Source organism: Nostoc sp. UHCC 0870 (assembly GCF_022063185.1).
Lineage (GTDB): Bacteria > Cyanobacteriota > Cyanobacteriia > Cyanobacteriales > Nostocaceae > Trichormus.
This window is the reverse complement of the sequence record NZ_CP091913.1, coordinates 4,064,339-4,090,812: the sequence shown is the minus strand read 5'-3', so window position 1 is coordinate 4,090,812 and position 26,474 is coordinate 4,064,339. Positions and strand designations below refer to the sequence as shown.

The window sequence follows — 26,474 nt, the reverse complement described above, 5'->3', positions numbered from 1 at the left end:
AGTAATGAGTAATGAGTAATGAGTAATGAGTAATGAGTAATGAGTAATGAGTAATGAGTAATGAGTAATGAGTAATGAGTAATGAGTAATGAGTAATGAGTAATGAGTAATGAGTAATGAGTAATGAGTAATGAGTAATGAGTAATGAGTAATGAGTGCTGAGTAATGAGTAATGAGTAATGAGTAATGAGTAATGAGTAATGAGTAATGAGTAATGAGTAATGAGTAATGAGTAATGAGTAATGAGTAATGAGTAATGAGTTGTGTTAGCGGTAGCGCGGCGTTTAGCCAGTGCTGAGTTGTGAGGGAGAAGAAAATAAGTAATAATTATTCTCCCTAGTCCCCAATCCCCAGTCCCCAATCCCCAGTCCCCAATCCCCAATCCCTATTTATTCATGACAATAACCGCCTGAAGCTAAGAAGGAAAATATCATTAGCTTAGGCGGTTTAGTAAATGTGCAATTGTTAGAGAAAATAGAAAGAACAGAACTAAAATAACTCAAATAAGGTGGACAACTTTCGCAACCATCACTCACTTCAGAACCCTGCATCCTTGATTCCAATAGGCAGGCATTTCTGGCTGTAAGTTCAAAACCTCCACAAAATAAACCAATAAACTCAAGGCGAAAACACTTGTAAAAGGATGCAACCAACGAGTTTAAGATTGCGAAGATATGAGGCCTTAGAGCAGGAGGTACAGGCTCTAATTAAGCTTTGGGTTTAATTAACTCTTAACCTTTTTGTACCTTGCACTTAATTTAGCACCTTTTTTTTGATCTGATAGCCCTATTCACTAACCTTAAATACCATTAACTTGTCGTAACAATTCAGAAATATTCCTTAAACTTTGGGGATTGGGGATTGGGGACTGGGGGATTAACGGGTGACAAGGAAGAATTTACTTCCTCTGCACCAATGACCTCTGTACGTCTCCTTATCTTCTTTTTGCTCCCCACTCTCCCCATTCCCCAACAAAAAAATATGTCAAATCCAATGGTAATGATAAAATTTTTCAATAATTTCAATAGATTTGTGACTCACATAGCCCGGTATACTACCGCTATCCCCTGTTTTGAGGGATATTGCAACTTAATACTACAAACTTGGTTTTGACCTTGACTAATTAATTAGGTTAAGAGAAACTAACTATTGATAGACGTGTATACTTATAAGATTAAGAATTTTTGTAAACTTTCTGAGATATTTATTTAGAAAGATGGAACATTAGTTAGAAAATGGCAAATTTGTCTCTAAGTAACAATGTTCCTACGGCTATACATATAGCCTGCTGCTAGGGCAGTAAAATCCAAGCGTATTATTGTGGTTGGCCAAAAGCATGGAGACATTAGAGTTCATAATTTATCCAGACGGTCGGGTACAGGAAAAAGTCACTGGTATTGTGGGAGCTTCTTGTGCTGAAGTCACAGCAGCTATAGAAGCACAGCTAGGGCTGGTACTGACTCAAGAGCCAACCTCAGAATATTTCGCTGCTAATGTGCAGGAATCTAGTGTGGCGAATACGCACACCACTTACAGCGATTGGTAAGTTTTCAACATAGTTTAGTGTCATTGATTTACAACAACCATGTCACACTTTAGCCAAATTAAGACTCAAATCCGTAACCTGGAATCCTTAAAAGATGCTCTCACCGGTTTGGGCATTGACTGGAAACCTGGCCCAAGAGAAGTACGTGGATATCGTGGTCAAACCCATCCTGCCGAAATTACTATTGAACAGGAAAATGGCTATGATATCGGTTTTAGATGGAATGGCAAAGAATACGAACTAGTTGCTGACTTGCAATATTGGCAGCAAAATCTATCTGTAGATGGTTTCTTACGCCAAGTCACCCAGCGTTATGCTTACCAAACAGTGGTACAAGAAACCGCTCGTGTTGGTTTCCAGGTAGCTGAACAGCAAAAAAATGAAGATGGTTCAATTCGCTTAGTTGTACAACGCTGGAGTGCGTAATGGCTGATTTTCTGCCGTCACCGGAAGAACAACAGGAAAATCGTTCCGGTTTCGAGCCAGAACTAGGCGGTTTTTTGCGAGATGCGCCGGAACGTTCTGGTTTAGAGCCGGAATTGGGGGGTATGGTGCGCCAAAAAGGTGTTTACGTTGACGAAATCACCTGCATTGGTTGCAAGCACTGCGCTCATGTGGCGCGGAATACCTTTTACATTGAACCAGACTATGGGCGATCGCGCGCAATTCGTCAAGATGGGGACGCGGAAGAGGTTATTCAAGAAGCAATTGACACTTGTCCGGTCGATTGTATTCATTGGGTTGATTACACCGAACTAAGAAATCTGGAAGACGATCGCAAATATCAGGTTATTCCCACTGTTGGCTATCCGGTAGATCATGCAGTTGCTACGTCTCAAAAACGACGTAAAAAGCAAAAGCTCAAGTCCAAAAAATCCACTTAATTAAAATAAAAATTTCAATCTACACAACAAAAGGACTAGTTTCACTAGTCCTTTTGTTTTGAAGGAGAGATTTATCACTGTTTATTTACTAGCCAACAGCCCAACAATATGAAAACAAGAAATCACTAAACCAATCACACTGATAGTTAGCGCAACTAAAGGAAATGTCTTAGGTTCAACATTAGAATAGGCTAAATAAGTTGCAATCCCAGCTAGAATGGAAGATGGAAAAGCAAGAACAATTGCCAATCCTCCAAGAAATGGGATGAACGATACTAGCATACCTAAGATACCAAAAATTAGAGCAATAACCGACATTACTGTAGTAGCGGCTGAAGCTTCTTTAGCCATTTTTTCTTAGCCCTCATAGAAAGTAATTAGCTAGAGATATATTTACAAATAACTATACTGTATTAGGTTTATTTTTCCCTGCAAGAATCATACCAATTCCCAAAGAACCAGTAACTCCAGCAAGCACGAAAAAGAGCATCACTTCGTTTTGTTTATTTTTCAATTTTTGTTCATTTTCCTTTTCTGTACCGATCAATTCGCCTAACACTACGTCAAATTTCCCTCGGCCTTTTAATTCATTTTGAAGATTGATCATACCAGAAAGAGATGCACCTCCAAAAATTAGCGAAATAATTGAGATAGTACAGAAGACTCCCCCAGCTACACTCATAATCTGCTTCATGATTTCCCTCTTTTAAGTTCTCGTATCGAACAAATATCCGTTTCGCAACTTATGTGCATCGATATGTCAAGAATCTATATTTTCTACACCTCAAACTAACGCCATTCCAGAAACCTCACATTCCTTTTTGAACAAACACTTCAGCTTATGGAAATTGATGCGATTTGTCTGCAACGAAAGGTTAGACATTAGGGAGCAACAGTAAACGATGAATACGAATACGGCTTGGCTCAACGGTTACGGCTGCTCCTTGTCTCAACTCCTCCCCACACTCAGCAATTACCGTCAGCAATATATCCGTTAATGCTCGGACACTTAACCAGCAACAGTCTCATAACGATGTGGTAATTCAACAATACGATCGTCTAAGTAGATCGATGCAAAAATTAAGGCTTGCTGAATGTCTTGATCTTCCAGTTCAGGAAACTCCTGGCGTAGTTCTTGTCGATCAGGATAGGTAGCTAATAGCTCAATTACCCGACGAACGGTAAGACGAAGATTGCGAATGCAAGGCTGTCCATTCATCCGATTGGGATCGCTGGTAATGCGATCTAATTTCATACTAATTTCATAGAAGTGCTACTTTAATAAAACAAACGTAAAAAAGCATCTCGCAAAATCTAATACGATTGAATCTGGACGATTAATATCATACTACAACTTTTGGAATGTGGTAAAACATACAGTACCCAAGCAGCTAGTAACGCCGTGAAGTCAAAAGTCAAAAGAATTAAATTCCGGGCTTTTGCATCATTTGAAATGGTATCTTCATTTATGTCATGCTATACTGGCTATACTTCGTCAAGTTAGTTTTGATACTTTCACCTTAATTGAAACGTATTTAATTAGAAACAATCACCTACGGTGAGCGGAATGCCATCCCACTGAAATTGATACCTTTATTTTAAACTTAAAGAATCATGCTGTGACAGCAATTTTTCTACTTTCGCTTCATCAATACGGGAAGTTAATTTTTTCGCTTCGTGCAAATCTCTAGTAGTTTTAGCTAGGGTAAAAGTTGAACCAACAGAAAAAACCAACCCCATACCCATAAATCCTTTTACCCAGTTATCCACAGGCAAATTAACAATACCAAAACTGGTCATAGAAATAGCAAATATAAAAGCAGCCCATGTTTGAATAATCCAAGCTGTACTATCTTTTTGAGTCCCAACATTTTGCATATTATCTACCTCTAATTAAAGTTATTTAATTGTGATTGTAGTGATTGGTAGATTTACTTGTATTAATGTAAGAACCACTTTAATAACTGGACTCAAAAAGCTACTTTAGCAGCACGAAAATTACAGTAAAACTGGTACAAAATTGCACCAGTTTTACAAGTGTCATCAAACCCAATGCTTTATGAATACTATTCAGACTCAGAAAAAGTCTGTACCTTGCCATCAGGACTGAGAAGAACTCGAATTCTTGTATTTCGTCCGTAGCGATTGGCGGAAACAAAAGGTTCACCAATAGCAGGCATCCCCACCATCTCGAAGTTCTCTCTAGCTGCCTTACCTAATGGGTCAATACGCTCAACTGAGCCATCAACACCGACCATCAGACTATATTCTAAAGTTTGTGTAAATCCTGTAGGTGGTTGCCAGCGTTTTTTCAAGAATTCCCTGGCTTCTGCTACTTGGGGTGTGTCAAACAGTGTACTGCTGCTGTTAACAGAAACTTCTGTGGGTGTGAGATTTTGCGATGGAGTCCTTAATCTTGTTACTAATGAACTAGTATCACCCGCTTCCGAGGAGGTAGTTGCAGGAGAATTGATTCTAGCTGGGGACTGTTGAGAAGTTACTGGTGAATAGGGTTGAGGAATGGTGTTGCTACCATTAGCAGGCGGTAGAGTAGCTAGTGGCGGCGGGAGTGGTGCGGGAATAGAAGATGGTCTTGGTGGTAAATCCCGCTTGATAGGAAGTCCCAGTTCAGCCGGGTTACTTGAACTGGAAGAATTAGGCTGAATTGCGATTTGCTGATTTGGTATGTTAACCGATGAATTGCCAGGAACTGATGGAATTTCTGTTTGGGGTAAATTTGATGTCTGTTTTGAGGTAAGAGAATTGGGTGCTAGAGGCGAATTGGTAGTTGTTGTAGAGAAATCAGAATTAGGAGATGGCAGGGTTGTCGTGGGTAAATTGGAAGTTGGAGGTAATGGAGGAGTAGAAGTTAGAGGCAGAGATGAAAAATTATTAGAAGGAGAAAGTTCAGGTTGAGGTGCAGGGAAATTAGGCGATGTTGGGGCTTGTAAGGCAACTTGTGATTCTGGGGAGTTGGCGATTTTAGCTGTTTGTGGTTGTTTTTGCCGCAGATTGCTAGCATATTGCCAAGTCCAAGGCGTTAAACCTACACCGATAATGAACATTGCCGCGACAGAAACCCAGGTAGGGAAGCGGACAACTGAACTACTTTGATTCAGCATTGGTAACGCCAAGACATCTGCGGCATATTCATCTAAAGCAGTTGCCAAATCAAATAGTTGTAAAAGACTAAGTTGGATAACAGTACCAGAAGTTTGATTAGCTAAAGAACCGAGATATAAATTATGTGTTAAATGACTGTTTGATTCTAAGTAGATTTTTGACCCTGAAAATTGTGATGTAAAAGAATTTGATGTTTTAGCTAATAAAGGAACTTGCTGAAAATCTGTTAACTCTGTGTCATTGGATACTTTGGTTGAATCCTGGAGGCCAGAGAAACTGAATCCAAAGCTTTCCGGTGACTGTTGCAAAATTTCTTGTACGTAAGTAGTGACAGCATCACATAAAGCTTCCAGTTGATCGCGATCGCCTCGAATTGGCACTCGGCGTTCTTCTGGCAAAGTTGGATCATCAAAGCGTAACTCAAAAGTTAACTGCTTCAGTACAGGTTTCCCCATCCAACGAGATAGAGGAGAACTTTGGGCTAATACTTCTAGCGTACAAGTAGGAGGTGTGTAGCGACGAATGACAGAATTTGATAGAGGCATGGCAGAACAAAGGAGATGTTTTCAAATTTTTGCGGAACGATCTATTAGTGCTAACCAGAGACGGCGGTGTCCACCAGGTGCGCTGTAAAACAGTAAATCTATTAGCAGTTTTAGTGCCAGGTGGGTAAGTAGATCCGTTGAGATTTGCTCATCCTCTTCCATGCGCTCTTGGTAAGTGTTGCAGAAAGCATCAATATAATCTCCCAGTAAAGCAACCTGATGAGGTTCTCGATTTTTTGCCGCCATTTGTTCTAGTAGCCCCACAGCACGGCGAATTAATTCCTGGTGCTGTTTGGTGAGGTAGCAGATAATCAGAACTAGCGATCGCGCTTCTTCCACATCTAGTTTTTTTCGCCCTCCTTGACCTTTGCGTATGGGATTTGACTGTCGCAGTCGCCATAAAGCTACGCGATCTGGCACTCTCGACTCCAAATTCAAATCAGTTGCGGCTGAGATCATTGCCTCAGAACCAATACCGGTTAAAGTTTCTAGTGCCAACAGCACTAAGTCTAACTGGGTTTTGATGTTTTCCCATTGGATAACATTGGGATTGGGAAGTTTAGTTAAGTCCTCCCACTGAGAATTGGGAGTGGCTGAATCAGTGGCCGAGTGCATAACTTTTAGCATAGGTGATCAGGCTGGTAGGGGCGGTTGCTGTTACCCATTTTGAAACGAGACTATTAATGATTAAAGTTGGTTTCCTGTAAAGAAGGCAGGAGGCAGAGAAAAGTCAACAATCAAAGGTCTATAGTCAAAGGGCAGAAGGTAGGAGTTGTTTAATTTTGATGTGGCAAGATTCCCCAGGCTACTTTGAATTTATATCTCCCCACTCTCTACTCCCTATTCCTTACTCCTTACTGACAAAGCAGGAAGGAAGAGAAAGAAAAGACATTAGACTTTGCTTTGTTACTAAATACACAGTTATTTTTCTGACTCTACTTGCTTTTCTTACTTTTGGTAAACAGCAATTGTCACTGTCTTACTCTACAAGATGAATTTTTATTTTCAACAGTGTAGAAGATGTATTTTGCTGGTAATATTTACCAGTTTTGGCTGTTATTTCCGTACAAAAGTATAAATAAATATGTCTGGTTAATTTAACCTTTAATAATTAATTGCCAGCATCATCAGGTAATCAATCATTTGAGATGAACAATTACCAACTGACAGAAGTTATATTTATTGCAGAAAGAAATTTCCTAGCTTGTAAGTAGGCATTGGGCATTATATTTTTCTCCCCCTGCCCCCTGCCTCAAGAGATATAGGCAATAGTGACCCCACTACCACCATCAGCCTGTTCTGCTGCTTCAAAGCGACTCACTCTGGAATGATGTTGTAAAAAGGAGTGAACACCTTGACGTAATTTACCAGTGCCGTAACCGTGAATAATCCAGATTTGACCATGAGCCTCAGAAATGGCTTTATCTAGAATATATTCGGCATCAGATACCCGTTTACCCCGTAAATCGACGGTATTGTAGGAAGTCCGAATGACGGGGGCTGTTGGGGGTGGTGGCGTGACTGTGGCTGGGGTGGGTTTTGGTTTAGTGACTGGTTCGGGTTTTTGACCATCAAGAGATTCGATATCTTCTAACTTGACAGTCATCTTCATAATTCCAAAGCGGACGCTGAACTCGCCATCTTCATCAGGGGCGGTTAAAACTTCTGCTGTTTGTCCAAACTGAGATAGCCGAATGCGATCGCCTACTTTGGGCATGAAGCCAATTTTTTGTTTCGGCGGTGGTGCTGGCTGATATTTTTGGGTAATTTGATTTAAAGTGTTAGTTGCTTGTTGGGCATCTTGGGCTGTGGGTGTACCCTGTTGCAAACGACGAATTACTTTGGCAATCTCGCCTTTAGCTTGAGTAATTGCTTGCTGGACGGCTACTTCCTGAGAAGCCTTTAAAGACTGTTCCCTTTCCTCTAACGCCGAGGCTTTAGCTGATACTTCTTTATATAAACGTTCCGCTTGTTGTAAGATTTTTTGTGCTTCTGCGGCTTTGGTTTCCTGGCTACGGCGTTGGGCTTCCAACCCGGCAATTACCTGATTTACCTCATCTGTAGCCTCTCCTACTTGACTTTTTGCCTGTTCTATCACTTCTGGTTTCAACCCCAAGCGGAGGGCGATCGCTAAAGCATTAGAACGTCCAGGAATTCCCCAAAGTAGGCGGTAGGTGGGCGATAAAGTCGCCTCATCAAACTCTACCGAAGCGTTTTCAAACCGCGAATCTTCATATTTGAGGGCTTTCAATTCCCCAAAGTGAGTTGTGGCGATCGTTAGCTGGGAATGATCAGCCAAGTATTGTAAAAGGGCGATCGCTAAAGCACTCCCTTCAACCGGATCTGTACCCGCGCCAACTTCATCAAGTAATACGAGGGATTGAGCATAGTCTATTGCTCCTCCTTCTTCTTCTTCTTCTTCTTCTTCCCTGTCACCTGTCACCTGTCCCCTGTCACCTTTACCTAACGCATTCAAAATTCTGCTAATGCGACGAATATGACCAGAGAAAGTAGATAAACTTTGCTGTAAAGATTGTTCATCACCAATATCAGCCAATACTTGGTCAAACCACGGCATTTCTACTGGTTCACGGGCTGGGACAAATAAACCCACTTTGGCCATCAATGCTGCCAATCCTAGGGTCTTTAATGTGACAGTTTTTCCCCCGGTGTTAGGGCCAGTAATTGTGACTACTTTAATATTGGGGCTGATTAACAAATCAACAGGAATCACAGCATGACCTTGTTCGTGTTGCTGTTGCCATACCAATAAGGGATGACGTAGCTGCCGTAATGTGATGATTTCCTGTTCTTCGCGGTTTATAAATCTAGGGGGATTAGCTTCCAGCCATAAACTATACCTAGCTCTAGCGGTTGCCAAATCCAATGTTGTCACAATTGCCAATAACCTTTCTAAATCAGGCTTGACGGCTGCTACTTGCTCCGTTAAAACGCGGCGCACTGCTTCTTCTTCTGCTTGCTCTCTTCTAATTGTCTGCCGCAATTGGTTGCCTATTGGCACAATCGAATTCGGCTCTATGTAAAGAGTTGCGCCACTGGTTGAGGTGTCATGAACAATACCGGGAATAGCATCTTTTTGCGGGGCTTTTACCGGAATGACAAAGCGATCACCTCGTTGAGTAATAATTTGTTCTTGGACTGCCCCTGATTTCGCCTGTAAGATATTTTGCAGTTTTTGGGTAATTTGACTGCGTAATTTTCGCAATTCGATGCGAATTTCTCCTAATTTTTGGCTAGCGCGGTCAGTGACTTGTCCCCGTTCATCAATACAACGGTGAATCTCTTGTTCTAATTCAGGATAAGTTCGTAAATCAGCAACTAACTCATTTAATATCGGCAAATCTTCTTGATTATCAATGACACGCCGTAAATTTCTCGCCCCTGCTAAAGTAGTTGCGATCGCCAATAATTCATCCCCTGCCAAAATTCCTTGGAGTTCTGCCCGTTCTAAGGCATCTCCAATATCTTGAACTCCCTCAAAAGATAATCCCGCAGTCAGGCGAGTTTCCAGTTGATAGACTTCTTTAGTCTGTGCTAACAACTGCTCACTTGCTGCTTGAGATGTCGGGATTTGCAGACGCAAGGATGCGATCGCCCCTAGCTTAGTGGCGGCAAACGTGGAAAGGTGCTGGCATAGACGATGCCATTCCAGTAGTTCTAAGGTTTCAGATTGGATCAAAGCTGCAATATCAAATCTGACAATTATCGTATCAATTCTAGCTGCTATATAAATCCTAGACAAGTTTAGACATTTATTTCTTACTTCACGGGGAGCATGGGAGCGGTTATCCCTCCATAAGCTTTCAAGGTTTAGCCAACCTCGATAAATTGATTGCAGCGTTTAAATCCCTGTCCATTGAATGACCACAACTACCACAGTTATAGGTTCTTTCTTTGAGTGGCATATCTTGAATATGTCCACAATTGGAACAGGTTTTACTCGATGGATACCAACGATCTGCAATAATTATTTCACAACCAAACTTTTTAGCTTTATATTCCAACTGCCTTTTGAACTCATGGAAACCGCAATCAGCAATGACTTGGGACAATTTATGGTTAGATAACATCCCCGAAACATTTAAATCTTCGACTACTATTTTTGCGTGGTTTTTGCATAAGAAAGTAGTGATTTTGTGAAGAGTATTATTTCTGAGATTAGTTACCCTAGAATGATGTTTAGCGAGTTGAATTTTAGCTTTATATCGGTTGTTAGACCCTTTGTTTTTTCTGGCAAACTTTCTAGATAACCTTCTCAGTTTTTCTAGATTAGTTTTGTAATGCTTGGGATTAGGAAAAACAACACCTGTAGAGAGTGTAGCCAGTTCCTTAACCCCTAAATCAACGCCAACAACATCGTGTTGCTTAACGGTTGGTTCATGTTTCTGCTCGTAAGCGAAGGCAATAAACCAACTATCAGCAGTTCGTGATATTGTGATTGATTTACAAGTAGTGTGAGGTAAAATCTCGTAAGTTCTTACCCATCCGATGGTAGGTAGCTTTATTGATTTACCGCCAACGGGAATAGGTTTACCGCTAGCATCAATAGTAAAAGAATCGTGATGCCCTTTCTTTTTAAATTTAGGGTATCCACCTTTCCCACTAAAGAATCTAGAGAAAGCATCCCCAAGATTATCAAAGGCATATTGAGTTATTTTCTGACAAACTCCCTTTTCTTTAATCCATGTAAATTCATGTTTTACATGATTGTTAAAGAACTTTTTCAGGATATATTTGTTAGGCTTTAATCCATCTTTAACAAAGCTATTCCAAGTAGCTAAACCCCAATTATAAGTAAATCTCGCAATTCCCGCGTGTTTACTCATGATGATTTTTTGGACTTGACTTAGTTTTAGCTTTGTTTTGATGGATAAAAGCATTTGACACGACCTTTTCAAATGTGATATTAAAGCATACTACACGTAGTATATAAGCAAGTCAATATGTCCGGTAAAACAAGATATGGTAAACCAAAAAAACACTTTAACGTTTACAGAAACAGCGTTAGAGTTGTTGGAGAAGATGCGGATTGAATGAAATGCTAATAGTTTAAGTGATGCTATCGAGAAAATGTTTAGAGAGCAATAAATATTTGACCATGATTGTCTATTTATGTATAGTAAATTGGTTACTAGTGATTAGCTCCCAGAAGGCTTAACCGTAACATCCTCCATACACTGATTTTGATTACCCATTGTGGGGGACTTAAATCAGTTATCAGTTATCAGTTATCAGCCCTCCCACCCTTTTTAAATCCCAGTCCCCAGTTCCCCAATCCCCAGTCCCCAATCCCCCGTCAAAAAAAACGCTGCAATTTAGCTCACAATTTGATACCCTAGCTAGAACAGAATTAAGAAAAGTTAACAGCGTGGAAATTCAACTTGGGCGGGGAAAGACAGCTCGCAGAGCCTATGGCATTGATGAAATTGCTCTAGCCCCTGGTAACAGAACACTCGATCCGAGTTTAGCCGATACTCGGTGGAAAATCGGTAATATTGAGCGAGAAATCCCCATCATTGCCAGTGCAATGGATGGTGTTGTCGATGTGGGCATGGCTGTAAAGTTGTCACAGTTGGGCGCATTGGGTGTACTCAACCTAGAGGGTATCCAAACTCGCTATCTTGACCCAAATCCAATTTTGGATCGGATTGCATCGGTAGGGAAGGATGAATTTGTCTCTTTGATGCAAGAACTTTATGCCGAACCAATTAAGCCAGAATTAATCGAAAAACGTATTCAGGAAATTAAACAACAAGGTGGTATCGCCGCAGTTAGTGCTACTCCAGTAGGTGCTAGCAAATACGGTGAAGTGGTAGCAAAAGCCGGGGCAGATTTATTTTTTATCCAAGCTACAGTGGTTTCCACTGCTCACTTATCCCCAGAGACTATTACACCCCTTGATTTAGCAGAATTTTGCCGTTCTATGCCCATCCCCGTAATTTTGGGCAATTGCGTGACTTATGAAGTCACTTTGAACTTATTAAAAGCTGGGGCTGCTGCCGTATTAGTAGGGATTGGCCCTGGTGCAGCTTGTACATCTCGTGGTGTGCTGGGTGTGGGTGTACCCCAAGCCACTGCGATCGCTGATTGCGCCGCCGCCCGCGATGAATACTTCCAAGAAACTGGTAATTATATCCCCATCATTGCTGATGGTGGTTTAATCACCGGTGGCGACATCTGTAAATGTATTGCCTGTGGCGCAGATGGTGTGATGATCGGTTCACCCTTTGCAAGAGCCGCAGAAGCCCCAGGAAGGGGCTATCACTGGGGTATGGCGACTCCTAGCCCAATATTGCCCCGTGGGACGCGAATTCGCGTTGGTACGACCGGTAGTTTAGAGCAAATTCTCATTGGACCCGCAGGATTAGATGATGGCACTCATAACCTTTTGGGTGCGTTAAAAACCAGCATGGGAACTTTAGGAGCAAAAAATCTCAAAGAAATGCAGCAAGTTGAAGTCGTTATTGCTCCTTCTTTGTTAACCGAAGGCAAGGTTTATCAAAAAGCTCAACAGTTAGGCATGGGTAAATAAAGGGAATGTGGGATAGGGAAGATTATAAAATTACAGAAAAAAAATCATTATTTCTTAAACCCCTACACCCCCACACCTCCTACAACCCTACAACCTTAACCATTGAAGTAGAGAATAGGGAATAGAAAAATGTCTTCTCATTCCCAATACCTAATAAATACCTAATCCTTAATAGATAAATACTTTGAATCCTTGAGAAATTTTTTCCAGAGTCCTAAACATTCCCTGGAAAATTCACATCTGTCGCCTACAATAGAGAAAGCGGAGACGCATGTTTCCGTTCACTCCTCACACCACACTCCGCCCGGACTACTGTTCGGGCGGTTCCTTTTGTCTGTATATTTGTGAATAAATTCTGGAGTTCTTTGCAAATGTACATCCTTCTCTTTCTGGCTGATGTTTTTGCTATGGTAGAATTTTCACGAAAGTCAGAAATATAATTGGCAAAGGTTTTTAGGCATGTCAGCAGCCGCACAAGTTACAGATTCTACTTTTAAGCAAGAGGTACTCGACAGCGATGTACCTGTTTTAGTTGATTTTTGGGCCCCTTGGTGTGGGCCTTGCAGAATGGTCGCACCTGTCGTTGAGGAAATCGCATCTCAGTACGAAGGTCAAATAAAAGTTGTGAAAGTCAACACGGATGAAAATCCCCAAGTTGCCAGTCAGTACGGTATCCGCAGTATCCCCACCCTGATGATCTTTAAAGATGGGCAAAAGGTTGACATGGTAGTTGGTGCAGTACCTAAAACTACATTAGCTAACACTTTAGAAAAGTATCTTTGAATTCAATCAGTAGTCAATGTCTGTTGATTAGTCGATTGGTGATTAAATTTAAGTCAATATTTGTCAGTAAGTTTGTGAGGCGATCAATTTCGCGCCTTACAAACCTTTTATGCTCTAAAAAAATAGAGTCGAAATGCCACTGATAAATTCTGGGGACTAGGGACTGGGGACTGGGGACTAGGGACTGGGGACTGGGGAAGATAGGGAAGATAGGGAAGATAGGGAAGAAAAAACCCAATTCCCAATGCCCGATTCCCAATTCCCAACGCCCAATGGTTATTGCACGCCAAAATTAGGTAAAATATAATGCCATTGTGTTGGCAGTTCTCATGACTTCATCTGCGTCGTTTGACACATTCGAGTCTCTCCAAGCGGATATCGCTGGATTAATTGATCGCTTACCGACTTTAAAGCATCAGCAACTCATTCAGCAGGCTTTAGCTACCATCATTCGCCTAGCTGATAGTGATATTGATCGCCTCGATTGGAAGATATTATCTGCTTCTCTAGCAGATATGGAGCGAGGCTTTGAGCTATTTTATGACTATCGACACGTCCGCAAAGTCACTATTTTTGGGTCGGCTCGTCTCTCTTCAGCAACCCCAGAGTACCAAATGGCTTTACAATTTGGGCGTGCTATCACCAAGTTGGGCTTTATGGTCATGACTGGTGGCGGTGGTGGAATTATGGAAGCTGGTCATGAAGGTGCGGGACGAGAAAATTCTTTTGGCTTAAATATTCAGTTACCTTTTGAACAGGAAGCTAACCCAATTATTGAGGGCGATCCTAAACTGATTCATTTTAAATATTTCTTTACCCGCAAATTATTTCTCCTCAAAGAAAGTGATGCTGTCGCCTTATTCCCTGGCGGCTTTGGTACTCAAGATGAAGCTTTTGAGTGTATGACGTTGAGCCAAACGGGTAAATTTGGCCCTGTACCCGTGGTTTTAATCGACCACCCCGGCGGTGATTATTGGCAATCTTGGAGTCAGTACATTAATGAGCATTTGGTAAAAGAAGGTCTGGTCAGTCCTGAAGATCCCAGTCTTTACACTGTCACCGATAACTTGGAAGTAGCTTGTGATGCTATTACCCGTTTTTACCAGGTTTATCACTCTAGTCGCTATGTAGGTGATCAGTTGGTAATTCGCCTAATGCAAGAATTATCAGATGCAGAAGTTGAATATCTCAATGATCAATTTAGTGACATTATTGTGAAAGGGCGAATTGAAAAAAGTCCGACGTTACCCCAAGAAAATCAGGACGAAACTTTTGACCTACCACGGATAGTTTTATACTTTAATCAACGAGATTTAGGACGCTTATATCAAATGATTGCGGCAATTAACCAGATGGGAATGCCTGCTTCAAAAGAGCAATTGCATCCAGAAAAAAAATAGATATTTGGTATTGATTTTTGATAATTGCTGTACTTCAGAACCCCGGTTTCTTGGATAAACCGGGGTTCTTTGCTATAGAGGAGTATAAATAAATTGCTTATTTTATTTATATTGAAGAATTTGGTAAATGTCGATAACTTAGTGAATATATCTGCGATCGCTCTGAATCAACGCTCAACTTTGAGGAATTGTCAAAACAGATACAAAAACCATGTAATTTAATCTACCCAGAGAGGGAAAAAACACCAATTATTACGGCTCAATACTGATTTACACCAAAAATCCCGTATAGTAGCACAGTAAACCAAATTGTTGTGTTCTGTTACATCCTAAGAGGATTAAATCATGCTGGAATTGTTGGGTTCAGGTTTGGTATCTCTCTGGCTGGAGATGGCTGGAGTTCAAATCAAGCCGTCAGATGCCTTAGATGCACTAACTTGGCAAAGTAGTCCTGGCTTAGTGATTGCACCCGATCCCAATCCAGCAGGGGCTAATACTGTTAAACAATATCTCCAAGGGCTATTAAAATCTAAGTTAATCGCGCAAAATCTCACTCAAAGTCAGGGAATTTGGATGCAGTCAGGGCCTGTGCTGATGGCTGATCATCAGGGTACAACACCTTTACCTGCGGCTTCTCTCACCAAGATTGCAACTTCGTTGGTGGCTTTGAAAACTTTGGGTTCTAACCACCAATTCGATACCATGATCAGTGCTACAGGGCCAGTAGTAAAGGGCGTTTTACAAGGAGATTTAGTCATTACTGGTGGTGGCGACCCGATGTTTGTTTGGGAGGAAGCGATCGCTTTGGGTAATACTCTCAACAAAATGGGGATCAAGCAAGTCAAGGGAAATTTAGTGATTACTGGCAATTTCGCCATGAATTTCCAACGCCATCCCCTGTTAGCTGGACAAATGCTCAAGCAATCTCTCAATTCCAAAACTTGGACTCGTCCAGCAAATTACATTCATTCCATCATGCCCAAGGGTACACCTAAACCCCAGCTTGTGATTGCAGGTCAAGTCAAATTTGCACCCCAGCCTAACCCCCAACAGACTTTACTAGTGCGTCACCGTTCTCTACCTCTGAAGCAATTAATCAAGGAGATGAACGTTTACAGCAACAACGAAATGGCGCAGATGCTGGCAGAATCGGTAGGTGGACATACAGTAGTCCAGGTAAAAGCCGCAAAAATGGCTAATGTGCCAGAGGCAGAAATTCAGTTAATTAATGGTTCAGGACTGGGACAAGAAAATCGCATTTCTCCTAGGGCTGCTTGTGCGATGCTAATGGCAATTCAGCAAGCTGCTGCTGCTGACCAACTCAACTTGGCTGATTTGTTTCCCACCTCTGGATTCGATCACCGAGGGACAATGCAGTATCGGCGTTTACCGGCTGCAACTGTGATGAAAACTGGGACTTTACGAGATGTCAGTGCTTTAGCTGGGGTTGTCCCAACACGCGATCGCGGTTTAGTTTGGTTTGCCATTATTAACCGTGGTTCGCAAATCACAGCTTTCCGCCAACAACAAGACAAACTCTTGCAAAGTCTGGTACAGCAGTTACAAATCCCTCCCAGCGTTCCTAATGCCCTCACGCCACATACAGCTAAATCATTACCAGAACTAGGTAATACTAAGCGCAATGAAATTGTGTTTAGAAGTTAGGGGTGTAGGGGTGTAGGGGTGTAGGGGTGTAGAGGAAGTAAGTTCTCCCTTTTCTCCCTTCTAGTCCCCAATCCCTACTCCCTCATATTAGGAATAATCTCTGTCACCACCCTGTTCCCAGAACCGCCCCCTTTAACAATAATATTTTCGGTTTGCAGATTACCGACAGCCGTTTCCCCCTTGAAATTTACGGGGGGATCAACTTGCTGATAAGTTACATTTCCTTGGGCTTCTAATAATTTTTTGTCTAGATACCAAGTCATTCTTTGAGCATTCAAGGTCTGACGACGCTGCCCAATAGCGTTGACTTTGCCTATTAAATAAACTATTTTCTGAGGGATTTTCATTTCACCTTGGTTAGCAGTCACAGTTAAGTTTTCTGCTTTGTGAAACACACGTACAGGTGTATTTGTGCTGACAGTTTCCCCGTTCATGTTCCAAGTCAAGGAGTTACTAGTGATTTGGACTGGGGGATTTAATGACTCTAATTGAGCATTTTTTGCTAGTGTGGCAATCTTAGTTTTTAAATTGACTTCGGCGGAATTACCCTTACCGCGATCGCTAATTTGATTATTTTTGTAACGGTCAATTTGAATGGGGCGATCGCTGATTAATGTTTCTGCTTTAATCTGCCAAATTAAATGCTCAGTTCGCATTTTCACTTGGGGATCGGCGGAGGTTGCTACTACACCTCCCGAAAATTCCATGCGTTGTTCGCGGGTTTTTACTCTTGCTTCCTGCGCTACAGCCTGAAGTTGTTTATGACTACCATTAATTTGGTTACGGACAATTAATAAATCTTCTTGAGGTCGCCATTCCAATTCATTCCCCCGCAAAATAATCCCGTTTGCAGGATCTGTAGCTACTATTTTTCCTTTGAGAAATAGTTGTTTACCATCCTGTTCAATGTCTGCTTTTTCGGCTTTGACTTGGTAAACTACTTTGCCATCTTGATATAGTTCTCCAAAGGGACTTTGCGCTTCACCAATTTGTTTTTCTTTGGTGTATTGTGCTTGTTTAGCTTTGACTCTCCAGACTGGTCTTCCTACTTCATCTGCTTGTTCGAGGGTGACATCAAAGAAAGTCAAATTGCTATCTTGTCTTGATGAATCAGAAGTATTTGCTTGATTATTTATAGGAGATTTAACTCCACAAGCGACTAAACCAAGCATTAAACAAATAGTTAAAGGTAGGTAATACCAATGACTTTTTAGTAAAGAAAAGGGGGGGGAAGTTTTGCTAATTCCCCCCTGTTGATTTAAATTTGTGCTTGTTTTTGAATGCTCTTGTTTATACTGCATTAATCATGAATTTCTAGGTGTCCATCGCTGGTATCATCTAAAAATCCCATACCAGATAAAGGTCGATAGGGATAGCTTTGGCGTGGGGTTTTTTGAATGTCTTCTTTGACAGCCTCTAAATCAATGTAGCGATCGCTAACATTAATTAAGCTATCACTAGTCATAGAACGCAAACTTACAACCTCCACCCGGACACCACGATAGCTGACGGAATTGACTGCATAAGCCAGATCCCCATCACCACTAACCAAGACTGCGGTGTCATAAGAATCCACTAACGCCATCATATCTACGGCGATTTCTACGTCTAGGTTGGCTTTTTTAGAGCCATCTGGTAGCTGTACTAAATCTTTAGCGATGACTCGATAACCATTCCGTCGCATCCACAACAAAAACCCCTGTTGTTTCTCGTTGGTGCGGTCTACACCAGTATAGAAAAAAGCTCGTAACAACCGAGAACCGCCTGTCAAGCGACACAGTAGTTTCGTGTAATCAATCTCAATTCCTAATTGCAAAGCTGCATAAAATAGGTTTGAGCCATCAATAAATATTGCAACACGACCTCGATTTTCTAAAACCTGCTCAGGCGTAAATATCGAGTCATTTTCTAAGTTATTCAACATTGTTGTCATACCTCATTTTTATCTTTGATATTTTTGATAGAATTTTTCAAGTTGAGAATACTATCGGCTTATGATAACGTTCCGAGGCTAATAATTAAGTTTAGCCCCGTTATTTTTTCAGAAAAAATAAAAAATGGAACTAGAACAGGATTAATCAAAAATTAAAAAAACTAAAGGACTAATCAGTTTTTGGTAGTTCTATGCGTTTAAAAATCGGTTGGGGTTTCCCCAAGTTTTGTTGATTGGATAGTAATCCCCATTGTGAATGGGTATCAAAACTTGCTGTTTGTTCATTAAAATCCATTCCAAAGCCCAGTTGCTGATAGATATCGGTACTGATATTCGGAATCACTGGGGAAAGCAGATAAGCTGCTAGTCTAACAGATTCTAAAACTGTGTAAAGTACAGTCTCAACTTCCTGTTTTTGCCCTTGTTTATATAGTGTCCACGGTGCTTGGTCATCAATATACTTGTTGCTGGCTTGCACCAGTAAAAGCACAGTTTCGCAAGCTTGGTTGAACGCTAATGATTCGTAGGCTAGTTTAACTTTTTCCCCTAAATGTAACCCAATGGCTTTCAAAGGATTTTCCGCAGGAACAGCTTCGTTATTAACTGACAGCGCATTTTCAGCGCAGTATTTCTTCACCATGTTTAAGGTGCGATTGAGCAAATTACCTAAATCATTTGCCAAATCTGCATTCAAAACATTAATGAATCTAATTTCATTAAAGTCGCCATCTTTGCCAAATTCGATTTCCTTAAGGAAGTAATAACGAACGGCATCACTACCATAGCGTTGAACTAGTGTTATAGGATCAAGGGTATTACCCAGACTTTTGCCCATTTTTTGGCCATCTTTGGTTAAAAACCCATGACCAAACACCTTTTCTGGTAGAGGTAAGTTGGCTGACATCAACATCGCCGGCCAATAAACAGCATGGAAGCGGAGGATATCTTTACCAATCAAGTGCAGGTTAATCGGCCACCATTTGGCTAGGGCATTTTCTAAGGTGGGGGTACTATCAGCGTCTAACAAAGCTGTGACATAACCCAGCAGGGCATCGAACCACACATATAAGGTATGGTTGGGATCAGCAGGGACAGGAAAACCCCAATCTACATTCACTCGTGAAATGGAAAAATCTTGTAAACCTTGGCTAACAAAGTTTAAAACTTCATTGCGACGACTTTGTGGTTGAATAAAGTCTGGGTGAGACTGGTAAAATTCCTCTAATTGGGTTTGATACTTCGATAAACGGAAGAAATAGTTCTGTTCGTCTCGCCATTCAACTTCTTTGTTGGTATGAATAGGGCAGCGATTGCCTTCTAATAAGTCCCTCTCTTCTTTAAACTCTTCACAGGATACACAATACCAACCTTTTTGTTGACCTTGGTAAATGTCGCCAGCTTCCCAGACTCGTTGGAAGAATTCTTTAACGATGGCTTCGTGGCGCGGTGAGGTTGTGCGAATGAAGCGATCGCATTTAATGTTCAGTAACTCCCACAAGGACGCAAAACTAGCCGATATTTGATCGCAAAACTCTTGTGGTGCTTTACCTAAACTCTCTGCCGATCGCTGAATTTTTTGCCCGTGTTCGTCTGTACCTGTAATTAGTAATACTTGCCTTCCTTGCAACCGATAAAACCGCGCCAGCGTATCTGCTGCCATTGTTGTATAAGCACTACCTACGTGCGGTACATCGTTTACATAATATAAGGGGGTTGTTAATGCAAATGTCTTTTCTGTTTTATTCACTATATTCATGCAAAATAAAAATCAAATTATTAAAACGTTTAATCTTTTAATTCTAAAAGCAAAGCCAAGCAATTATATAACATTGGTGTACTTTTTTCCAACAACAACTTTATATTAGCAAATTTACGACATTAAGCATGATTTTGTTATTTATATAAACGGGAAATTAACTACTACAAATCCAGGTGATTTTTCTTATTACATCTATAGTTATAGGTAATGTAAACTACCCAATAATTCATATTTGCTCGCTTCTGCTTATAAAACATTTCTACCTTAAGACAGTCATGAGAATAGTAAAGAAATGTAAAAATTAAGTCAAGATAAACTGCGATATTTTACGGAAAATATACAGATTAGCTATGAGTCTAAATAGACCTCTAGACATTTCTCAATCATTCTTGGCTACACTCTCAACAAATATGTTTCGTTATTACGAGGATCGCATTCCCCAAGATGCTAGTTTGTTAGTAGTGAGCAATCATCGCAGTTTTATGGATGCCCTGATTTTAATGGCAGCTTTAGAAAGTCCGATTCGCTTTGCTTGCCATCACTACATGGGACAAGTACCGATTTTGCGAGAGATTGTCACAGGACAATTAGGTTGTTTTCCTCTAGAAGAAAACCAACAGCGACAGCAAAGCTTTTTTGTGCAGTCCCAGCAACTATTACGAAGAAAACAGATGGTGGGAGTGTTTCCTGAAGGTGCTAATCCAATGGTGAAATACACCGAACCCCATCAAGTAGGTGAATTTCGTCGCGGGTTTGCTCATTTGGCGTTACGTTCTGATATACCAGATTTAGGAGTCTTACCAATTGCGATCGCCTCTATAGAGGAGGTGAACACAGCCGCTTTCCCCTTGCGATTGTTAAGTCTATTCGACCCTTCTGAACCTTTATTTAATCAATCTGGTTGGCATCCCCTGGTAATTTATCGTCGAGTTGCTGTGTTAATTGGTCGCCCTTATTGGATTACATCTCAACATCAACACCAATATCACGGCAAACAGGCAAAAAACGTCGTAGCTGAACTAACCACATACTGTCACCGTGAAATTGCTCACTTACTGATGCAAGGCTGCTATTAAAATTGTAGATGTTTTTTACGAATTGATAACTCTTATTAACCAGGATATAGCAATTCCACACCATTAATGAAAATCGAAACCCCTGGTTAATGCCTGAAATCTCGTAAACATCATAGATGGAAGAGGATTAATATATGAAATTCCTATAGTAATCATCAGTAATCCTGATCAAAGTTACATAAATTTAACTGTTCTTATACTTAATAGTAATTAAAAACATCTTGATCAGACATTGGTACATCCGTACAAGCATAGATTTATATGTGACTGCTTTATTGTTTATTCATATTCTTGATTTAAACTGCTATTAACTAGCAGATTCATGTATTCTTGAATTTAGGTTAAGTAATTATTAACTTATTAAAATAAATCTAAAGTGCTTGTTACATTTAAAGCTATGATTCCAAAAGGATCTTAACTTTGACGACTGCGCTTCAAACCTTTTATTGTCCTAGTTATGTAGAATTTTGGATTTTACTAGGGTAAATATAAATAAAACCGAGAACGTGACTGAAATTTTGCCACAATGCCAGAAGTTGAACTAAAGCCGTGTTTTCTCACACCTAGACAAGTCAAGCCAGAATACCCGCTATTTGTGTATTTACCGGGAATGGATGGAACAGGTCAACTATTGCGATCGCAAACAGCAGGACTAGAAGTAGGCTTTGATGTCCGGTGTTTGGCAATCCCCCGTCAAGACTTGACTACATGGGAAGCACTCACCAGTAACGTATTAGACTTAATCCATGCGGAATTAGAGAAAAGTTCCCAAAGGTCAGTTTATTTATGTGGTGAGTCCTTTGGCGGTTGCTTGGCGATGAAAGTAGCAACCCAAGCCCCACAATTATTTAAACGCATCATTCTAATTAACCCAGCATCCGCCTTTGGACTCAGACCTTGGTTAGATTGGACATCGCAACTAATGTACTTAGTCCCAGGATGTTTTTATGATGTCGGCGCATTAGGTTTGTTACCATTTTTAGCGTCTTTACCCCGAATCTCGCGGAATGTCAGACATGAACTGCTAAAAACCATGCGTTCTGTACCATCAGAAACAGTGAATTGGCGAGTATCCATGTTGAGGGAATTTAAAATTGATGAAGATAAGTTGCGTTCTCTTCAACAAGCAGTTTTATTAATTGCCGGTGCTAGCGATCGCCTTTTACCTTCCGTTAGCGAAATCCAACGCCTAGGCAACATCATACCCAATAGTAAAAAATTAATTTTACCCGAAAGTGGACACGCCTGCTTATTAGAGCAAGATATCAATCTCTATAAAATTCTTGAGTCTCATAACTTTTTAGAGATCAAAAACCTTTCAAGCAATATACCATTCACTATGGACGTGAAAACAGCATACAAAATTCAAAATGAAGCCAAATATCAATAACCAATTACGTTGCAAACACTTTGCGTTACTTTGCGCTTACTCCCTCTTCCTCTGCGTTTAACACCAAATTTGCACTAATTGGCAGATGTCAAAAGAGGCAATTTTTCATTACAACCAAAAAAGAGAGGCTGTAATGAGGATAATGACAACCAATGCCAGACGAATCGCAATCAACAAAAAAAGATATCAACCAATTAGTTGATTCACCCACAAATCAAAAGCAACTATCTTTGATAGATACAGCAGTGGGAGTAGGAACAGCAACCGTAAAAACCACCCATAATTTATTTGAAAAAGCAACTCAAATCACCGGCAAAATCATCAATCATATTGAGCAAAATTGGTTGATTAGAAGAATATCAGGCTTTTTAAATCTCAATTGGCTGATTGGTGCTAGTGATAGTGTTGATTTAGAAAAAGCAGAAACTGCGGTTAAAAAAATCCAGCAGAAAAATCCCCAAGAATCCCCCAGGCAAATAGCCCATCGTATCATGATGGAAAAAGCCGCGAAAGCAGGGGGGATTGGGTTAGCGAGTAGTATTTTGCCAGGAGTAGCCACTGCACTGTTAGCAATTGACTTAGCAGCGACAATTAAATTGCAGACAGAAATGCTCTATCAAATTGCTGCTGCCTATGGCTTAGATTTAAAAGATTCTAGCCGCAAAGGTGAACTGTTAACAATTTTTGGTTTAGGCTTGGGAGGGAATCGCCTCCTGAAAGCAGCCGGATTAGTTTTATTGCGAAACGTCCCCTTTGCGGGAGCAGCGATCGCAGCTAGTGCCAATGCCACCATGAGTTATTCTCTAGGATATGCCGCTTGTCGTTTTTACGAAGCCAAACTAGATGAATCCGTTTCACTAGAATCACCGCAAACAATAGCAACCTTAAAAGCAGAAAGCGAAAAATATTTAGAAACTGCGATCGCTCAACAAGCCATCATGGATAAAATATTAGTCCGCATGATTTTAGCCAGTCACCCCGAAAAAACTTGGCAAGAAATCTTACCCCAACTACAAGCCGCCAACCTCAGTCCAACTTCCATCTCAGCCATTGAGAAAAATATCAAATCACCCCAACCCTTAGATCAGCTACTCAACCAACTAGATCGGGATTTTGCCATACCTTTACTAGCGCAGTGCCAAAGAATTGCCCGACTAGACAATCAGACTATAGCAGTAGAGCAAGAAATTATGACTGCGATCGCTAAAAAATTTGATATTAATTAGTTATTCGATTTGCTCAGGATCAATACCCAGCGATCGCAAACGTTGCTTCAACATATCTACCTGCTGCTGTGCTTCTCGTAGTGCTTGCGCCTGTTCTGTGGGATTCAGTAACTTTTCACCTGTATCTTCCTGATAAAAACCGATCAATTCTCCTTCCACTTGCAACCGCAACCCCAAAGGTTCACTGCGATTGTCTGTAATCAATTCATATATATCTTGCCGTAACCGATAGCCTTGTAACTGTCCCTTCACCCATTCACCTTTGGGGTCAAATAGCCAGTATTCCTTGACTCCCAATTGCTCGTACAAAGTCTTCTTAAATTCCAGATCCTGATTTTTCGTCCCGGCTGAAGTCATCTCAAAAATGACAGATGGAACTTCCCCTTCTTCCCAGACTTTGTAATTATCTCGACCACCAGGCGCGACATTAAAAATCACCATCACATCTGGCGCAACTCGCAACTTAGGGAAACCCTGAGCATAGTAGAGAAACTGATTAGCCAGGACTGTTGCCTGTTGTCCTTGTAAATACTGGCGCAGAACTTCTAGAGTTGCCAGCAAAACGCACAGGTGGGCATAACTTTCTGCCACAGGTTCACCGTCAGAACTAGGATAGAACACTTCTGCCCTTTGTTTAGGGGATAGAGCTTGAGTCACGTCGCTTTGCTCCGAATTCAAAATTCAAAATTAAGAATCTTCATGCAGAAGGTTTGAGTATAGTTCCAATTATATGCTCAATGGTCATTAGTTCAATTTCCTCTCCCAGTCCCCAATCCCCAATCCCCAATCCCTCACTCGAAAATTTTTGAGCAATACTTGTACAAGAAGTAAGTTTACGCAAAATTCAAAAATGACAATTCAACTAAGTGACAAGCCCTTGCTAGAGTGGGCAGGAGATACCCTTGCGATCGCATTATTTGAAGAAGCAGTAGAGTTAACCGGGGAACTGGCAACATTAGATGAGAAGTTGTCCGGCATTTTAAAAGAAATAATTGCCGAAGAAGAATTTACAGGCAAAGCCAACAGCACCATTTTTAGTCGTGTCAGTGGTGCTAGCCCAGTCAAAAAAATTATTTTAGTGGGTTTAGGCAAAGCCGATAATCTCAAATTAGAAACCCTCAGACGTACAGCTGCTGTGGTAGGGAAAGTCGCCAAAAAACAAAAAAGCAAAGTTTTAGGCTTTAGTTTCCCCTTGTGGAATAATGATCCAGCCGCCTCTTTACAAGCACTGGCCGAAGGTGTGCAACTAGGACTTTACCAAGATAATCGCTTTAAATCAGATCCAGAAGATAAAGCTTCAAGAGTCGAAACCATCGAATTTCTAGGATTTGCTGGACAAGAAGCCGCAATTACCAAAGCCAACCAAATCGTTTCCGGGGTCATCTTGGCAAGGGAATTAGTAGCAGCACCAGCCAACAGCGTTACACCCATTACGATGGCAGAAATTGCCCAACAAATTGCCCAAGACCACGGGTTGCAAATCGAAATTTTGGAACAAGCAGACTGTAAAAAATTAGGCATGGGTGCTTTTTTGGGAGTTGCCCAAGCTTCTGATTTACCACCAAAATTTATTCACTTGACATATAAACCAGAAGGTACACCCAAACGCAAACTAGGAATTGTTGGTAAAGGCTTAACCTTCGATTCCGGTGGACTCAACATTAAAGGTGCTGGTAGCGGTATCGAAACCATGAAAATCGATATGGGTGGTGCAGCCGCTACGTTAGGTGCAGCCAAAGCGATCGCTCAACTCAAACCAGACGCAGAAGTTCACTTTATCTCGGCTGTGACTGAAAACATGATTAGCGGTAAAGCCATGCACCCAGGAGACATCCTGACAGCATCTAACGGTAAAACAATCGAAGTGAATAACACCGACGCTGAAGGACGTTTAACTCTTGCAGATGCCTTAGTTTTTACCGACAAATTAGGATTAGATGCGATCGTCGATTTAGCTACCCTGACTGGTGCTTGTGTCATTGCCTTGGGTGATGACATAGCCGGGCTATATACTCCAGATCATGCTTTAGCGACCCAGCTAGAACAAGCTTCGGAAAGCTCAGGTGAAAAAATTTGGCGGATGCCAATGGAAGAAAAATATTTTGACGGGCTTAAATCTGGTATCGCGGACATGAAAAACACCGGGCCACGTCCTGGTGGTTCAATCACAGCCTCTTTGTTCCTCAAACAGTTTGTCAAAGATACTGCCTGGGCGCACTTAGATATTGCCGGGCCAGTGTGGGCAGATAAAGACAATGGCTATAACAGCACCGGTGCAACAGGCTTCGGTGTAAGAATGCTGGTTAATTGGGTACTGGAGAACTAGGAGAACTAGGGGTGTAGGGGTGTAGGGGTATAGGGGTATAGGGGTATGGAGGTATGGGGGTATGGGGGTATAGGGGTATAGGGGAAAGAACAAATATAAATTATTCTTCCCCTACACCCCCATACCCTTACACCCTTACACCCTTACACCCTTACACCCCCATACCCTTACACCCTTACAAACTATGTGCTATCGTGTGCTTACTGTCATAAACTGTTGCAAAAATAACAACAGTAATTCGGCAGTGAGAAAGTTAAGGTTTTTC

General features: G+C 41.2%; 23 protein-coding genes. 11 read left to right on the top strand and 12 right to left on the bottom strand.

Going from position 1 to position 26,474, the window contains the following annotated elements:
- The first annotated feature begins 1,336 nt into the window (after positions 1 to 1,336).
- The 3 genes from L6494_RS17185 to L6494_RS17175 are packed head-to-tail and all read left to right on the top strand — an operon-like array spanning position 1,337 to position 2,430.
- Positions 1,337 to 1,546 carry a DUF2997 domain-containing protein gene (locus tag L6494_RS17185; protein WP_237988916.1) on the top strand — a complete coding sequence of 70 codons (210 nt, stop codon included), beginning with the start codon at positions 1,337 to 1,339 and terminating at the stop codon, positions 1,544 to 1,546.
- A 39-nt stretch (positions 1,547 to 1,585) separates the two neighbouring features.
- Complete coding sequence (locus L6494_RS17180) at positions 1,586 to 1,972, top strand: DUF1257 domain-containing protein (protein WP_237988915.1); 387 nt, start codon at positions 1,586 to 1,588, stop codon at positions 1,970 to 1,972.
- Positions 1,972 to 2,430 (top strand): ferredoxin, encoded by a 459-nt coding sequence (locus L6494_RS17175; RefSeq protein WP_237988914.1) that lies wholly within the window; start codon positions 1,972 to 1,974, stop codon positions 2,428 to 2,430. The genes L6494_RS17180 and L6494_RS17175 overlap by 1 nt, the downstream gene beginning before the upstream one ends.
- Before the next feature lie 81 nt (positions 2,431 to 2,511).
- On the opposite strand, the gene L6494_RS17170 is transcribed toward L6494_RS17175, so the two are convergent.
- The 8 genes from L6494_RS17170 to L6494_RS17135 all read right to left on the bottom strand — a co-directional run bounded on the left by L6494_RS17170 (position 2,512) and on the right by L6494_RS17135 (position 10,999).
- The gene (locus L6494_RS17170) at positions 2,512 to 2,781 is read right to left on the bottom strand and encodes a hypothetical protein (protein WP_237988913.1); all 270 of its coding nucleotides are present in this window, start codon (positions 2,779 to 2,781) and stop codon (positions 2,512 to 2,514) included.
- Positions 2,782 to 2,833: 52 nt separating this feature from the next.
- Complete coding sequence (locus tag L6494_RS17165) at positions 2,834 to 3,124, bottom strand: hypothetical protein (RefSeq protein ID WP_237988912.1); 291 nt, start codon at positions 3,122 to 3,124, stop codon at positions 2,834 to 2,836.
- Positions 3,125 to 3,439: 315 nt separating this feature from the next.
- Positions 3,440 to 3,685, bottom strand: coding sequence for a DUF433 domain-containing protein (locus tag L6494_RS17160; protein WP_237988911.1), 246 nt, complete (start codon positions 3,683 to 3,685; stop codon positions 3,440 to 3,442).
- A gap of 338 nt (positions 3,686 to 4,023) precedes the next feature.
- A complete protein-coding gene (locus tag L6494_RS17155; protein WP_237988910.1) occupies positions 4,024 to 4,308 on the bottom strand; it encodes a YiaA/YiaB family inner membrane protein in 285 nt (94 codons plus the stop codon).
- Positions 4,309 to 4,496: 188 nt separating this feature from the next.
- Positions 4,497 to 6,098, bottom strand: a complete 1,602-nt coding sequence (locus L6494_RS17150; RefSeq protein ID WP_237988909.1) for a DUF4335 domain-containing protein — start codon at positions 6,096 to 6,098, stop codon at positions 4,497 to 4,499.
- 21 nt (positions 6,099 to 6,119) lie between these two features.
- A complete protein-coding gene (locus L6494_RS17145) occupies positions 6,120 to 6,725 on the bottom strand; it encodes a DUF3038 domain-containing protein (RefSeq protein WP_237988908.1) in 606 nt (201 codons plus the stop codon).
- Between the two features lie 625 nt (positions 6,726 to 7,350).
- The gene (locus L6494_RS17140) at positions 7,351 to 9,798 is read right to left on the bottom strand and encodes an endonuclease MutS2 (protein ID WP_237996096.1); all 2,448 of its coding nucleotides are present in this window, start codon (positions 9,796 to 9,798) and stop codon (positions 7,351 to 7,353) included.
- 124 nt (positions 9,799 to 9,922) lie between these two features.
- Positions 9,923 to 10,999 (bottom strand): RNA-guided endonuclease InsQ/TnpB family protein, encoded by a 1,077-nt coding sequence (locus tag L6494_RS17135; protein ID WP_237988907.1) that lies wholly within the window; start codon positions 10,997 to 10,999, stop codon positions 9,923 to 9,925.
- Between the two features lie 488 nt (positions 11,000 to 11,487).
- On the opposite strand from L6494_RS17135, the gene L6494_RS17130 reads away from it, so the two are divergent.
- The 4 genes from L6494_RS17130 to L6494_RS17115 all read left to right on the top strand — a co-directional run bounded on the left by L6494_RS17130 (position 11,488) and on the right by L6494_RS17115 (position 16,499).
- The gene (locus L6494_RS17130; protein WP_237988906.1) at positions 11,488 to 12,651 is read left to right on the top strand and encodes a GuaB3 family IMP dehydrogenase-related protein; all 1,164 of its coding nucleotides are present in this window, start codon (positions 11,488 to 11,490) and stop codon (positions 12,649 to 12,651) included.
- A gap of 459 nt (positions 12,652 to 13,110) precedes the next feature.
- A complete protein-coding gene (gene trxA / locus L6494_RS17125; protein WP_237988905.1) occupies positions 13,111 to 13,434 on the top strand; it encodes a thioredoxin in 324 nt (107 codons plus the stop codon).
- Positions 13,435 to 13,763: 329 nt separating this feature from the next.
- Positions 13,764 to 14,834, top strand: a complete 1,071-nt coding sequence (locus tag L6494_RS17120; protein ID WP_237988904.1) for an LOG family protein — start codon at positions 13,764 to 13,766, stop codon at positions 14,832 to 14,834.
- Between the two features lie 345 nt (positions 14,835 to 15,179).
- Positions 15,180 to 16,499, top strand: coding sequence for a D-alanyl-D-alanine carboxypeptidase (locus tag L6494_RS17115; protein ID WP_237988903.1), 1,320 nt, complete (start codon positions 15,180 to 15,182; stop codon positions 16,497 to 16,499).
- A 74-nt stretch (positions 16,500 to 16,573) separates the two neighbouring features.
- Here the strand turns inward: L6494_RS17115 and lptC are convergent, their stop codons facing one another.
- From lptC to metG, 3 genes are all read right to left on the bottom strand, one after another.
- Positions 16,574 to 17,800 carry an LPS export ABC transporter periplasmic protein LptC gene (gene lptC, locus L6494_RS17110; RefSeq protein ID WP_339394191.1) on the bottom strand — a complete coding sequence of 409 codons (1,227 nt, stop codon included), beginning with the start codon at positions 17,798 to 17,800 and terminating at the stop codon, positions 16,574 to 16,576.
- Positions 17,800 to 18,423 carry a LabA-like NYN domain-containing protein gene (locus tag L6494_RS17105; protein ID WP_237996073.1) on the bottom strand — a complete coding sequence of 208 codons (624 nt, stop codon included), beginning with the start codon at positions 18,421 to 18,423 and terminating at the stop codon, positions 17,800 to 17,802. The genes lptC and L6494_RS17105 overlap by 1 nt, the downstream gene beginning before the upstream one ends.
- A 178-nt stretch (positions 18,424 to 18,601) precedes the next feature.
- A complete protein-coding gene (gene metG / locus L6494_RS17100) occupies positions 18,602 to 20,188 on the bottom strand; it encodes a methionine--tRNA ligase (RefSeq protein WP_237988901.1) in 1,587 nt (528 codons plus the stop codon).
- Between the two features lie 353 nt (positions 20,189 to 20,541).
- On the opposite strand from metG, the gene L6494_RS17095 reads away from it, so the two are divergent.
- The 3 genes from L6494_RS17095 (at position 20,542) to L6494_RS17085 (ending at position 23,883) form a co-directional block, all read left to right on the top strand.
- On the top strand, positions 20,542 to 21,267 hold the full coding sequence (locus L6494_RS17095) for a lysophospholipid acyltransferase family protein (RefSeq protein ID WP_237988900.1): 726 nt from the start codon (positions 20,542 to 20,544) through the stop codon (positions 21,265 to 21,267).
- A 526-nt stretch (positions 21,268 to 21,793) separates the two neighbouring features.
- Entirely contained in the window at positions 21,794 to 22,657 is an 864-nt protein-coding gene (locus L6494_RS17090; RefSeq protein WP_237988899.1) for an alpha/beta fold hydrolase, read from the top strand.
- Positions 22,658 to 22,809: 152 nt separating this feature from the next.
- Positions 22,810 to 23,883, top strand: a complete 1,074-nt coding sequence (locus L6494_RS17085) for an EcsC family protein (protein WP_237988898.1) — start codon at positions 22,810 to 22,812, stop codon at positions 23,881 to 23,883.
- On the opposite strand, the gene L6494_RS17080 is transcribed toward L6494_RS17085, so the two are convergent.
- Positions 23,884 to 24,540 carry a Uma2 family endonuclease gene (locus tag L6494_RS17080; protein ID WP_237988897.1) on the bottom strand — a complete coding sequence of 219 codons (657 nt, stop codon included), beginning with the start codon at positions 24,538 to 24,540 and terminating at the stop codon, positions 23,884 to 23,886.
- Positions 24,541 to 24,733: 193 nt separating this feature from the next.
- Between L6494_RS17080 and L6494_RS17075 the strand changes: the two genes are divergently transcribed.
- Complete coding sequence (locus tag L6494_RS17075) at positions 24,734 to 26,209, top strand: leucyl aminopeptidase (RefSeq protein WP_237988896.1); 1,476 nt, start codon at positions 24,734 to 24,736, stop codon at positions 26,207 to 26,209.
- The last annotated feature ends 265 nt before the right edge of the window (positions 26,210 to 26,474 follow it).

Bases quoted from the DNA above. Each gene is read 5' to 3' on its own strand.
- L6494_RS17185 (WP_237988916.1), top strand. From the start codon at position 1,337: ATGGAGACATTAGAGTTCATAATTTATCCAGACGGTCGGGTACAGGAA.
- L6494_RS17180 (WP_237988915.1), top strand. From the start codon at position 1,586: ATGTCACACTTTAGCCAAATTAAGACTCAAATCCGTAACCTGGAATCC.
- L6494_RS17175 (WP_237988914.1), top strand. From the start codon at position 1,972: ATGGCTGATTTTCTGCCGTCACCGGAAGAACAACAGGAAAATCGTTCC.
- L6494_RS17170 (WP_237988913.1), bottom strand. From the start codon at position 2,781: ATGGCTAAAGAAGCTTCAGCCGCTACTACAGTAATGTCGGTTATTGCT.
- L6494_RS17165 (WP_237988912.1), bottom strand. From the start codon at position 3,124: ATGAAGCAGATTATGAGTGTAGCTGGGGGAGTCTTCTGTACTATCTCA.
- L6494_RS17160 (WP_237988911.1), bottom strand. From the start codon at position 3,685: ATGAAATTAGATCGCATTACCAGCGATCCCAATCGGATGAATGGACAG.
- L6494_RS17155 (WP_237988910.1), bottom strand. From the start codon at position 4,308: ATGCAAAATGTTGGGACTCAAAAAGATAGTACAGCTTGGATTATTCAA.
- L6494_RS17150 (WP_237988909.1), bottom strand. From the start codon at position 6,098: ATGCCTCTATCAAATTCTGTCATTCGTCGCTACACACCTCCTACTTGT.
- L6494_RS17145 (WP_237988908.1), bottom strand. From the start codon at position 6,725: ATGCTAAAAGTTATGCACTCGGCCACTGATTCAGCCACTCCCAATTCT.
- L6494_RS17135 (WP_237988907.1), bottom strand. From the start codon at position 10,999: ATGCTTTTATCCATCAAAACAAAGCTAAAACTAAGTCAAGTCCAAAAA.
- trxA (WP_237988905.1), top strand. From the start codon at position 13,111: ATGTCAGCAGCCGCACAAGTTACAGATTCTACTTTTAAGCAAGAGGTA.
- L6494_RS17120 (WP_237988904.1), top strand. From the start codon at position 13,764: ATGACTTCATCTGCGTCGTTTGACACATTCGAGTCTCTCCAAGCGGAT.
- L6494_RS17115 (WP_237988903.1), top strand. From the start codon at position 15,180: ATGCTGGAATTGTTGGGTTCAGGTTTGGTATCTCTCTGGCTGGAGATG.
- lptC (WP_339394191.1), bottom strand. From the start codon at position 17,800: ATGCAGTATAAACAAGAGCATTCAAAAACAAGCACAAATTTAAATCAA.
- L6494_RS17105 (WP_237996073.1), bottom strand. From the start codon at position 18,423: ATGTTGAATAACTTAGAAAATGACTCGATATTTACGCCTGAGCAGGTT.
- metG (WP_237988901.1), bottom strand. From the start codon at position 20,188: ATGAATATAGTGAATAAAACAGAAAAGACATTTGCATTAACAACCCCC.
- L6494_RS17095 (WP_237988900.1), top strand. From the start codon at position 20,542: ATGAGTCTAAATAGACCTCTAGACATTTCTCAATCATTCTTGGCTACA.
- L6494_RS17090 (WP_237988899.1), top strand. From the start codon at position 21,794: ATGCCAGAAGTTGAACTAAAGCCGTGTTTTCTCACACCTAGACAAGTC.
- L6494_RS17085 (WP_237988898.1), top strand. From the start codon at position 22,810: ATGCCAGACGAATCGCAATCAACAAAAAAAGATATCAACCAATTAGTT.
- L6494_RS17075 (WP_237988896.1), top strand. From the start codon at position 24,734: ATGACAATTCAACTAAGTGACAAGCCCTTGCTAGAGTGGGCAGGAGAT.